Origin of the sequence: Acinetobacter sp. YH16042 (assembly GCF_013417245.1) — a bacterium.
GTDB classification, from domain to species: domain Bacteria; phylum Pseudomonadota; class Gammaproteobacteria; order Pseudomonadales; family Moraxellaceae; genus Acinetobacter; species Acinetobacter amyesii.
The window spans coordinates 215940-228046 of the sequence record NZ_VPEJ01000004.1; the positions used below are offsets into that span (position 1 = coordinate 215940).

General features: G+C 39.5%; 10 protein-coding genes and 1 pseudogene. 4 read left to right on the forward strand and 7 right to left on the reverse strand.

Features of this window, described 5'->3' with window-relative positions; genetic code table 11:
- Positions 1 to 16: 16 nt before the first annotated feature.
- Positions 17 to 1186, forward strand: coding sequence for a succinyldiaminopimelate transaminase (gene dapC, locus FTV37_RS04945; protein ID WP_180063169.1), 1170 nt, complete (start codon positions 17 to 19; stop codon positions 1184 to 1186).
- A gap of 141 nt (positions 1187 to 1327) precedes the next feature.
- Here dapC and FTV37_RS18140 read toward each other — a convergent pair.
- The 4 genes and pseudogenes from FTV37_RS18140 to msrB form a co-directional block, all read right to left on the reverse strand.
- Positions 1328 to 3518, reverse strand: a pseudogene (locus FTV37_RS18140) (TonB-dependent receptor).
- Positions 3519 to 3838: 320 nt separating this feature from the next.
- Positions 3839 to 4360: an energy transducer TonB gene (locus FTV37_RS04955; RefSeq protein ID WP_180042111.1), complete on the reverse strand. Its 522-nt coding sequence runs from the start codon at positions 4358 to 4360 to the stop codon at positions 3839 to 3841.
- Between the two features lie 102 nt (positions 4361 to 4462).
- Positions 4463 to 4951, reverse strand: a complete 489-nt coding sequence (locus FTV37_RS04960) for a glutathione peroxidase (protein ID WP_078189057.1) — start codon at positions 4949 to 4951, stop codon at positions 4463 to 4465.
- Positions 4948 to 5367, reverse strand: a complete 420-nt coding sequence (msrB, locus tag FTV37_RS04965) for a peptide-methionine (R)-S-oxide reductase MsrB (protein WP_078189058.1) — start codon at positions 5365 to 5367, stop codon at positions 4948 to 4950. The genes FTV37_RS04960 and msrB overlap by 4 nt, the downstream gene beginning before the upstream one ends.
- Before the next feature lie 228 nt (positions 5368 to 5595).
- Between msrB and FTV37_RS04970 the strand changes: the two genes are divergently transcribed.
- Together FTV37_RS04970 and FTV37_RS04975 are read left to right on the forward strand one after the other, a co-directional pair.
- Positions 5596 to 7026: a pyridoxal phosphate-dependent aminotransferase gene (locus FTV37_RS04970; protein ID WP_078189059.1), complete on the forward strand. Its 1431-nt coding sequence runs from the start codon at positions 5596 to 5598 to the stop codon at positions 7024 to 7026.
- A gap of 231 nt (positions 7027 to 7257) precedes the next feature.
- Positions 7258 to 8433, forward strand: coding sequence for a YbfB/YjiJ family MFS transporter (locus FTV37_RS04975; RefSeq protein WP_180063170.1), 1176 nt, complete (start codon positions 7258 to 7260; stop codon positions 8431 to 8433).
- Between the two features lie 302 nt (positions 8434 to 8735).
- Here the strand turns inward: FTV37_RS04975 and FTV37_RS04980 are convergent, their stop codons facing one another.
- Positions 8736 to 8891 (reverse strand): hypothetical protein, encoded by a 156-nt coding sequence (locus FTV37_RS04980; protein ID WP_180063171.1) that lies wholly within the window; start codon positions 8889 to 8891, stop codon positions 8736 to 8738.
- Between the two features lie 418 nt (positions 8892 to 9309).
- A complete protein-coding gene (gene icd / locus FTV37_RS04985) occupies positions 9310 to 10563 on the reverse strand; it encodes an NADP-dependent isocitrate dehydrogenase (protein WP_078194375.1) in 1254 nt (417 codons plus the stop codon).
- A 189-nt stretch (positions 10564 to 10752) separates the two neighbouring features.
- Here icd and FTV37_RS04990 point away from each other — a divergent pair, with 189 nt between their 5' ends.
- Positions 10753 to 11541 carry an rRNA large subunit pseudouridine synthase E gene (locus FTV37_RS04990; protein WP_180063172.1) on the forward strand — a complete coding sequence of 263 codons (789 nt, stop codon included), beginning with the start codon at positions 10753 to 10755 and terminating at the stop codon, positions 11539 to 11541.
- 81 nt (positions 11542 to 11622) lie between these two features.
- Here FTV37_RS04990 and FTV37_RS04995 read toward each other — a convergent pair whose 3' ends face one another.
- Entirely contained in the window at positions 11623 to 11997 is a 375-nt protein-coding gene (locus FTV37_RS04995; RefSeq protein WP_180063173.1) for a hypothetical protein, read from the reverse strand.
- Positions 11998 to 12107 lie beyond the last annotated feature (110 nt).

Genomic DNA, 12107 nt, shown 5'->3' on the forward strand with positions numbered 1-12107 from the left:
TATCGGTATCCATTCCATGAACTCCAGTTTGTCATTATTGCACCCTTATCCATTTGAAAAGCTAAATAAGCTATTTCAGGATGTGAAACCCGCAGATTTGCCTTTGATTCCCCTATCGATTGGTGAGCCAAAGCATCCTGCACCGGAGTTTGTGAAACAGGCCATTATTGATAATTTTCAACACTTATCTACTTACCCAAACAGCAAGGGTTTACCTGAGCTTCGCACGAGCATTGCAAATTGGTTAACTCGTCGCTTTAAACTCAATAGCATCAGTGCAGACACCAACGTATTGCCTGTGTCTGGTACACGTGAAGCGATCTTCTCGTTTGTACAAGCTTTGATTAAACGTGAAGATGCCCCATATGTGGTGATGCCAAATCCGTTCTACCAAATCTATGAAGGCGCAACTTTACTTGCGGGTGCAGAACCTTACTTCATTAACTGTACAGAAGAAAATAACTACCTTGGCGACTTTGACGCTGTGCCAGCTGAAGTTTGGGAAAAAACCGCTTTACTGTTTGTCTGCACACCGGGTAATCCTACAGGTGCGGTACTTTCTAAAGAACAGTTTAAAAAACTGATTGCACTGTCTGACCAATATAATTTTGTGATTGCATCTGATGAATGCTACTCAGAGCTTTGGTTTGATGAAGCACCTGTTGGTCTGCTTGAAGTCTGTGCTGAAATAGGCCGTGATGATTATAAGAACTGCGTGGTATTCCACTCACTGTCTAAGCGTTCTAACTTACCGGGTATGCGTTCTGGCTTTGTTGCAGGTGATGCTGCGCTTTTAAAACCTTATTTACAATACCGTACTTATCATGGCGCTGCGATGCCTGTTCAACACCAGTTAGCTTCAATTGCAGCTTGGGATGACGAAGCACACGTCGAAGAAAACCGCGTCCAGTACCGTGCAAAATTTGAATTATTCCAACGCGAACTAGGTCACCTACTACCATTACAAAAACCTGATGCAGGGTTCTACTACTGGTTAAAAGTGGATAATGATGAAAGCTTTGCCAAAATGCTCATGGAAAAAGCACACGTTAAAGTGCTTCCAGGCCGTTACTTATCGCGTGATACAGCACAAGGTAATCCGGGTGAAAACCATGTCCGTTTAGCCCTTGTTGCCGATATTGCCCAATGTGAAGAAGTGATTCGTCGCTTAAAAACAGTACTTTAATTGATTTAAAGCGTTTTGCTTAAAACAAAAAATGCCCCAAATTTGGGGCATTTTTATTTGAGTCATTTCTTAACAATCATTCAGAGCTAATTATTTAAGGTATTCAATTAGAAACAATCATTAAGAAATCATTGAACACTATTAGAAATCAAATGTTGCACTCAATTTAAATGTTCGAGGTTCGCTTAGTGACAAATATGTATAGTCGTTCACCGATGCTGAAGCCCAATAGTCTTTATCTAAAACATTAGTCACACTAAAATTCAAACTGGTGGGTACACTCTTAATTTGCGTTTTATAGTTTGCACCCAAATCTACACGTGTCCAATCTTTAAGTTTCAATGTGTTGGCATTGTTTGCATAAGTTGAACCCGTATATACAACACGCCCATTTACACTGACATCTTGCTCAATTGGCAGTTTCCAATCCGCTTCGACATTGGCTTGGAACTCCGGCACACCGATCACACGATGTCCATCAAATAAACCTTGGTATGTATCTTTTTGTTCGGTATCAATCCAAGTTACGCCGCCCAATATTTTGATTGAATCTGTTAATTGACCATAGGCATTAAATTCAAGCCCTTGGTGAATATTCGTCGCCTGACTGATTTGTGCAGTCCCTGAGCTATTCACTGAGGCTTTTTGGCGATCTGTATAGAAATAATTCAATGTTCCGCCAATCAAGCCATTTTCATATTTCACGCCCAGTTCTTTTTGTTTCGAGACAAATGGATCGGCAATAAAGTTATTACCTTCACTATCCAAAATCGCTTCGCCTTGAACCAAAGCTTCGATGTAATTGGCATACATAGACCATTCAGGCGTTAATTTATAACTCACGCCTAATGCCGGAGTAAGCTGATTTTTATTAATATTGTATTTATAGGTTCCGTAAGAATATACGTCTTGATCAACTTCTTGATAACGCGCACCAAGCATGAGGGTCAAACGATCATCTAACATCGAAATATTGTCGCCCAAGGCAAAACTTTTCAAGGTACTGACACCTGCTTTTGGATAAGTCCCTTCTACCCCCAACCATTTGTCAATGTTTGAATCTTCGGTGTAAATTGGATCATAAAAATTATCATTCAAACTGGTGGCATAACCATAGCTATAGCGTTTATCTGCACGATATAAAGAACCAGAAGCGACCACTTGATGTTTTAAAGCACTTGTTTCAAATTGAGTTTTCACACCCAGTTCTGCTGAGTGATTACGATCTTTACGTGGAATCATCGATGCAGAAAGTTTTGCCGTTCCTGCTGCAGTATCACTTAATTATTGACTTGAGTAAACACCGGCTTCTTCTGATTTGCGAAAACCATATGCTGCATAGGCTGTCGTTGCATCGGTTAAGTCATATTCAGCGCGTACACTTCCGAATAAATCTTCTTCGTTTGAATAAGTCCATGCTTGACCATGATAATTAGCATACTGAGCAGCACTCGGAAGCTGTGTAACCGCATTGGTTAAACGTAAACTTGGTCGATTTTCTGAAAGGCGGTTATTGTTATATCCCAAATCACCAGATAGGCGGAGACGCTCTCCTTTGTAGTCCGCAGCAATCAAAGCCAATCCAAGTGTTTTCTTTTCTTGATCAATCTCGGTTCCGCCATCATGGTAAGCGGTATTGACCCGCACCCCAAATTGATCATCTGTCCCAAAGCGACGTGATACATCCGATGCCACATAGGCACCATTGAAGTTTGTCCCCACCGTCACACGTGTTAAGGGATCATTACTGGCTCGTTTCGGAAGCAAGTTAATTGAACCACCAATTCCTGTTCCTCCCGGGATTGCACCATTTAAAAATGCCGAAGCACCTTTGAAGACTTCTATCCGCTCAAACAGTTCTGTTGGAATATATTGGCGCGGCAATATGCCATACAAGCCGTTATATGCCGTATCATCTGATGCCAGTGCAAAACCACGAATAAAATAGGCTTCTTGAAAGTTCCCATAACCTTTGGCGGTACGCACACCAGCATCTGCTTGTAGCACATCCCCAACGCTTTTCGCTTGGCGGTCTTGAATATATTGCTGGGTATAACTGGTGATATTAAATGGTGTTTCTAAATTTTTCTGATTACCGAAAATGCCCACTTTACCACCTGTCGCGACTTGCCCCCCCTGCATAAGGCTTCATCAAGCCATTTGCAGAAGCATCCGCACTCACGACCACATTAATGGCTTCTAGCGTTTGAACTTCAGTACTATCGATATTGGCAGCGGGATGTTCCGTTTCAGCGACTTCATTCGCATAAACATATGTGAACCCTTGTGTAGCACACGCCATCATCACACAGAGCTGCTTCATTTTTAACATTGGGAGAGTAATCCTAGAAAATACGCACACATAATAAATGATAATGATTAGCATTTATTCTTTCATTTCATCTTTTACGATGCTTTTTATTTATTACTTTTTATTTTTTAATTGTAATTTTTTATTAAGCTCAACTTAACGAATTACACTCACCTGATTGCCGAAGAGCGATTTCATTCATCAAATACACAAGGATTAAGTAATTTAATTGCCACTCATGAAACTAATCTCCAAACTTCATCTATCAGATGGAAACCCGAAAATTACAGATCATTCGGGGAGCTTAGAACGATAATTAACATGTGCCTTCTGCTATAGGCTTATTGAGGTGGATCAATAGCAAATTCATGCTCAACGGTATAACTGAGATTTTTATCAACCATCGGAATAGGTTCAAGTCGCGCAACCAATAGGGATTTTTGTACTTTTTGATCAAAGCTTTTAGAGCCTGAACTTGCGATGAGTTTTGAACTACCAATGTAGCCTGTTGCAGCAATCACGGTGAGCTGTAGTTTGACAGGATGCTTATACGCTTTCTTCTCAGACGTAGACAGCACATATTGCGGTGCATTTACCCAAGAGACTTCATAGATTTTCGGTTTTACATGTGGATCAATTACATCAGCAACACGTGTAGGTTGATATTCTTCAACAGGTGTTTTTAATAATTTCAATAATGTGTTGACCCGAGCATCTGTCGTGCGGTCTAGATTGCTGGCATCAACAGACGTTTTTGCAGATTCAGAAGCGTTCAAATTGCTATCTGCCCACGCTGTACTCAAACAAACGGGTAAAAAAACCGTTAAAACACAAATTCGACGTTTAACCATCTGCTTAAACAATGTTATGACCTTCAAATAAAGAGCCGTCAGTATAAAACATCCAAAAAAAATAAAGACGCTTTCGCGCCTTTATATCAACCTCAGTTCCGCCAATAATTCACTTTATTTTGACTGAGCCAAAGCTTTTTCAATGTCTTCATTCAATGTTTCAGGCTTGGTCGTGGGTGCATAGCGGTTCAAGACCTGACCATTTTTCCCAATTAAAAACTTCGTAAAATTCCACTTAATGCCATTTCCCAATACACCTTTCGAGTTATTGGTTAAGTAACGGAAAATCACATGTGCTTCAGGGCCTTTTACATTCACTTTGGCAAACATCGGGAAAGATACGCCATAGTTTTTTTGACAAAACGCGCCAATTTGATCATTCGAACCCGGATCTTGTCCGCCAAATTGGTTGCATGGAAAGCCTAAAACTTCCAAACCTTGATCTTTATATTGTTCGTAAATTTTTTCCAAACCTGCAAATTGAGGAGTAAACCCACATTTGCTGGCGGTATTTACAATTAATAAAACCTTACCTTCATAATCTGCAAAGGATTTATTACTTCCGTCCAGTAATTCTGCTTCAAACTGGTGAATGGTGGTCATGGATAAGTTTCCTCATCATTTTTTTCTTTTGTTTCTAATTCTAAGGATGCCGAATTAATACAATAACGTAATCCAGTCGGCTGTGGGCCATCAGCAAAAACATGCCCTAAATGTGCGTCACAATGATGACAAACAATTTCTGTCCTGACCATACCGTGTGTCGTATCTACATTTTCTTCCACCGCAGCAGGTTCAATCGGCTTATAAAAGCTAGGCCAACCACAACCGCTATCGTATTTTGTTTCAGAAGAAAAAAGCGGTTCCCCGCAACAACGGCATACATAAGTACCAGCTTGTTTAGTATTCCAATATTTTCCAGTGAAAGCTTGCTCCGTGCCTTTCTGACGCGTTATGCGAAACTCTTCTGGTGACAATTCTCTTTGCCATTCTCTTTCTGTTTTATTGAGTTTTCCCATGATGACGTCCCTTTATATCGTGGTATTTAAAATAGGATAATCCTATATTTACGTCATTCATTCTTAAATTTCTAGTCTTTATTCAACAATTTACAAAATCTATATAATGACCAAAAAAGCAAAAGGTAAGCAAATCTAAATCAATGGTAAGCAAAATGCCAAATTAAATGCTTTTTTGTGAGCAACTTTAGTGATAATCTTAGCGCTACTCTTGCTCAGGATTAAAAAATGTCGCAGAAAAAGAGCGTAATTTTTAAAAATCTGCTGCCCGTGATCAAACAATATCAACAGGCAGGGTTTACGCATGAAAAAATAGTTGCTTTACTCAGAGACGAACATCATCTCGATTTAGTAACGACCGAGACATTTAAAAGCTATTTATACCGTTATGCAAAAGTGACCTCCACTCTTTCCGAGAATATAAAAATGCCGAATACGTTTAACACCCCACGCGAAATTAAGAAATCGTCTAAGCTCGAGCATGTTTGCTACGACATTCGCGGACCAGTGTTACGAGCGGCCAATGAGATGGAAGAGGCAGGCCATAAAATTATTAAATTAAATATTGGTAACCCTGCTCCTTTTGGTTTTGAAGCACCTCAAGAAATTATTAACGACGTGGCACTCAACCTGCCAAATGCAATTGGTTATACCGACTCAAAAGGCATCTTCCCTGCGCGTAAAGCGATTTGTCAGTATTATCAACAAAAAGGCATCTTAAACATGCACGTGAATGACGTGTATGTCGGTAATGGCGTATCTGAACTGATCGTGATGGCAATGCAAGGCTTGCTCGACGATGGCGACGAAATGCTGGTGCCAATGCCGGATTATCCGCTTTGGACAGCAGCAGTTAACCTTTCTGGCGGTACAGCTATTCACTATAAATGTGATGAAGAAAATTTCTGGTATCCAGATATTGCCGACATGGAAAGTAAAATCACCCCGAATACCCGCGGTATCGTGGTGATTAACCCAAACAACCCAACAGGTGCGGTTTACCCACGTCATGTGCTTGAGCAAATTGTGGCTCTTGCGAAGAAATACGATTTAATTTTGTTTGCTGATGAAATTTACGACAAGATCGTTTATGACGGTATTGAACATGTTTCTGTTGCTTCATTGGCAGGTGATCAACTGTGTATTTCTTTCAATGGCTTATCTAAAGCGTATCGAATAGCCGGTTACCGTTCAGGCTGGATGGCAATTACAGGCGATAAATCACGTGCGCTAGACTACATTGAAGGTTTAGACATGCTCGCGTCGATGCGTCTGTGTGCCAACCACCAAGCGCAATATGCGATTCAAACAGCCTTGGGCGGTTATCAATCGATTAATGATCTCATCCGTCCGGGCGGTCGTTTATATGAACAACGCAACATTGCTTGGGAAATGTTGAATGATATTCCAGGTGTATCTTGTGTGAAACCAGAGGGTGCTATGTACTGCTTCCCTAAATTGGATCCTGAAATTTACCCAATCCAAGACGATGAGAAATTCATGCTAGATTTCCTCCGTGCTGAAAAAGTACTGTTGGTTCAAGGTACGGGTTTTAACTGGCCGACACCTGATCATTTCCGTGTGGTGTTCTTGCCTGCTGAAAATGAACTACGTGAAGCACTCACTCGTTTAGGTCGTTTCTTGGCGAAAATGCGTTAATTCATAAGTGCTTTAAAAATAAAAAAACCGTACGCCATGTACGGTTTTTTATTACTGTATCTTTAAATTTGATTTCTTACTATACGCACACCACAGCTATCTTTTTGAATAGTTAAGTTTTTAAGAATTAATTTTTAGCTTAGACCTTAGTCAAAACTTTAAGATCTGTTGATTTTTCTATAGCCTATTCATGTTATTTTTTAACCAATCATAAAAATACATGAGTACAGGATGTTCTCTAACAAAATTAAACTGAGCCTATTTCTCTGTCTAAGCATGTGCCTAGGCATCGGGATATTACGTTTTTCCTATACCGCACTCCTCCCTTCAACCCGTGAAGCATTTGGTTGGAGCCCAAGTTTTGCCAGCATCTTAGGCAGTGCCAATTTGCTCGGCTACTTGATCGGTGCATTTTGGGCCATGAAATTACCCCAAAATAAAAGCATGGTGAATTATATCCAACTCGCAGCTATTGCAGGGACACTCAGTTTACTCAGTTGTGCATTTTCAGGTTTTTCAGAACTTTGGTATAGCACTTGGCGCGTTATTTCAGGGATCAGCGGCGGCTTACTAATGATCCTCTCCCCAAGTGTCGTGGCCCAATGTTCACAGCTTCAAGACCGCTTTAAAATCAACTTTATTGGTTTCAGTGGTATTGGCTTAGGGGTGTTAATGGCAACGCTATTTTTGCCTTACATCCAAGATATTTCGACAATGTGGGCTTGGTTGATTTTGTTTTCTTTTTCAGCCCTGATTTGTATTTTAATCAGCGTGCTTTTGAAGAGTTTTAAATCACAGCTCACAACACTCACCGCGATTCCTGCAGTAGAACATAAAGTCGATGGAATTTTCTATTGTCTCTTAATTGTGTATAGCACCAGTGCATTTGCTTACGTGCCCCATTCATTATTTTGGATTGACTATTTAACTCACACCCTACACCTGAGCCCGATCGGGATCAATTTCAATTGGATTTTATATGGTCTAGGAAGTGCTTTAGGAGCCTTTGCTGCTTACTGCTTGGCACAAAAACTGGGAAATATTAGTGCTCTTAAAATATTATATAGCAGCTATGTCTTGGCGATTTTTATAGCAATTATTAATATCCATCCACTTTTTACTTTTTTATCTTCTTTTGCTACAGGCCTGCTCAATCCAGCAGTGGTTTTTCTCACCTCTTATACCATTCTGCAAATCTATGGTAGCGCCTATAAAAAGCTCTGGAGTATTGCAACCCTGTGCTTTGCATCTATTCAATTGATTGGCGGTTTAAGCTTTAGTTTTTTACAGCGAATTGGTATTGATTATTCACAGCAATTTATTTTGGCCGCATGCGTACTCTGCATTGGAACAATGCAACTCTTTTGGTTCACTCGAACAGCAAAATTAAGTAAGCATCTCGTCTAGGTAGATCACAAGACATTCAACTACATCACCAATCATGTATATAAAGAAAAGACCTATTTAAATAGGTCTTTTCTTTTTGATAAATCGTGAATGGACTAAGCTTTTTTCAGCTTTTTCTTTAACTTTTTCAAAGCAGAATTATGCTTTGAAATTTTGTTCAACCTCGCTTTAATTTCCTTTTTAAGTGATTTGGTTTTCTTAGACAAATTCATCTCCTTCTCGTCTACGTATAAAACTTAAATTTCGTTCAATTAGAAAATCGTTTGACCAAATGAACTTTGACTCACAAAGTCTTTAGCCTATTAATGATGTTGTTGACGCTGATTTCGTTGATGTGGCTGTTGTTTCTGTTTCTTTTGGTCTTGTTGCTGTTGCTGTTGCTGTTGCTGTTGCTGTTGCTGATCATTTTGCTGCTGTTGATCAGTTTGTTGGTTTTGTTGATGCTGTTTACGAGACATTTCATTTCTCCTTTTCATCACAAGTGTCGCAATGTACTACTACTAGATGTACTTCTACTAAAGGACAACAACCAATGTACCGCTAATTTTCAAGGATCCAAGCCGATAAATGTTTCGAATTACGTCATTGTAAAATCACTGGCGAATAATTAATTTGAAATCAATCCCCCTCTTTTTTTTGCATTACCTAAGTTCACGCTAATAGTGCGGTTTTAAACTTTTGGTAACATGACAAGCATGCCAGACCATCTGATTGATTGCGTGAAGTCACCTTTTGATTGCTGTTTTTTGAATGGTATTGTGAAGCTATGATTCTGTGTTTTTAATGTTTAGTCCTAAAAAAGGACTGAATGATTCAATCCTTTTTACCTAGCCTTTTATGCATCTAGCTTTTTTACACCTAGATTAGCAAATAAAGTTAGTCCATATGCTCAATGATGGCTTGTCCAAACTCCGAACAACGCAAGAGTTTTGCACCTTGCATGAGTCGTTCAAAATCATAGGTCACTGTTTTGGCTTCAATCGCCCCTGCAATACCTTTAATAATTAGATCTGCAGCTTCTGTCCAGCCCATATTTCGCAGCAACATTTCTGCAGACAGAATAATAGAACCTGGGTTTACTTTATCTTGACCCGCATATTTAGGCGCTGTGCCATGTGTCGCTTCATATACTTGCACAGCGCCACCAATATTGGCACCCGGTGCAATACCAATACCGCCAACTTCGGCCGCCAAAGCATCTGAAATATAGTCACCGTTTAAATTTAGGGTAGCAATGACTGAATAATCGGTCGGACGCATCAGAATCTGCTGTAAAAAAGCGTCTGCGATCGCATCTTTAATCACGATCTCTTTGCCAGTTTTCGGATTTTTTATTTTGACCCAAGGACCTCCATCTAGCAATTCACCACCAAAGCGCTCAAGTGCGACTTCATAACCCCACTCTTTAAACGCACCTTCGGTATATTTCATGATATTGCCTTTATGCACCAAGGTGACATTCGGCTTATCATTATCAATGGCGAATTGAATAGCTTTCCGAACCAAACGCTGAGAACCTTCTTTAGATACAGGCTTAATACCGATACCGCAATTTTCCTCAAAGCGAATCTTAGTGACGCCCATTTCCTCTTTAAGAAATTTGATCATTTTCTTGGCTTCAGGTGAATCTGCTTTCCATTCGATCCCAGCGTAGATATCTTCTGAGTTCTCTCGGAAGATCACCATGTCTGTACGTTCAGGATGCTGAACAGGTGAAGGAACGCCCTTAAACCAACGTACTGGGCGCACACAGACGTAGAGATCTAATTCTTGACGTAGTGCAACATTTAGCGAACGAATGCCACCACCGACAGGCGTCGTTAATGGCCCTTTAATTGAAACCACAAATTCGCGTAAAGCCTCAAAGGTTTCTTCGGGCATATAGGTACCATAAATTTTATTGGCTTTTTCACCACAATAAACTTCCATCCATTCTATGGCACGTTTTCCACCATAAGCTTTTTGTACTGCGGCATTCACCACGGTTTTCATCACTGGAGTGATATCAACACCAATACCATCGCCTTCAATAAATGGAATAATTGGATTATTGGGAACATTGAATGATAAGTCTGAATTTACTGTAATTTTTGTCCCATCCACTGGAACGACGATCTTTTGATAACCCATTTTTATGACCCTCCCTGAGAAGCGAGTGAAAAAATAATTGCTGTTTGATAAGACTTTTAATTGCGCTTCACGCATAATACTCTAAAGCAAATCTACCTTTTTTGAGATTTAGATGGGAAATAGCTGCATTTCCCTATTGAATAAATCTTAACCAATTTGAATTATTGTATTTAATAGAAGTTATTTCCTATGAAAATCGTCATCTTAAACAAGCCATATGACGTGCTCTCCCAATTCCGTAAAGACGAAGCGCATATGACCATATCTGACTTCGTGGACGATCCTAGTCTACGTATTGCAGGTCGTTTAGATATGGACTCTGAAGGTTTGGTATTTTTAACCGATCATGGTGGTTTAAATCAGTACATTACCAAGCCTGAAAATAAAAAGTTCAAAACCTACTTAGTGCAAGTCGATGGTGACATCACAGAAGAAGCACTTGAGCAATTACGTAAAGGCGTTGAGCTGAAAGATGGTCTGACTTTGCCAGCCAAAGCCATCAAAGTGCAACAACCAGAATGGTTATGGGAACGTGATCCTCCTGTACGTTTCCGTGCAAATATTCCAACCTCTTGGGTTGAAATCCAAATTTGTGAAGGCCGTAACCGCCAAGTTCGTCGTATGACTTCAGCAGTCGGTTTCCCAACTTTACGTTTAATTCGTACACGTATTGGTGCAATTGATTTAGTTCAATTGGCTTTAGAGCCAGGTGAAACCAAAGAAATTGAGCCTTTACTGTACCCTGACTTTCAAAATATACCTGCTGAAGAACCTTACCGTTCACGCTCTTATGTGAAAAAACCAGGCGGTACAGGTGGTAAGCCAATGGTTCGTAAGAATAAAGATGGCTCAGTGAAAAAGTCTGGTACAAAACGTATCTGGCAAATGGATGAGAGCGAAAAACCAAAACGCCGTACCAATGGTACAACTCGTCCGAATACCAAAGCCCCTCGTGGCCGTGGTCGTAACGGACGTTGATATTATTTCTTAAAAATCAGTTTGAAAAAAGCTTACACCAGTGAGCTTTTTTTCAATAAAAATGTATCTTTAAAGCATAATTTATACAACTTTACTTGCTACTAACGAATCTCTCAGTGATGGCTTTAATACTTGAACCTCACCTGTTTCATGTCTTAATATTCTATATGAATAAATATTTTCAGTTTCTAATCCATAAATATTCTGAAATCTCATCTTAAATTTAAAATCCAAATCATTGATTTTTCCTGATAAAAAATCATTAGTATAAGTGTCATTCAAACAATCTAGCCTTAATTTAAATTCAATAGACTCATCAACTAATATTTTCATTTCACGCTGATAAATTGCGTCATCCAAAGTCATTAATAAAACAATTCTTGATTCATTAATTCTCGAATAAACACTAAAAATTAATGAACATAACTTTTCAGGCTTATTAGGGTCTGTTGACATTTGTTGATTAAAAAAATAGCGAGATAGTAAAATTAAATCGCCAAACCCAATTTTACACTCGCTATGCCTCGAACAATGCTAAATGATCAACACTGGTCCAAGTTACTTGC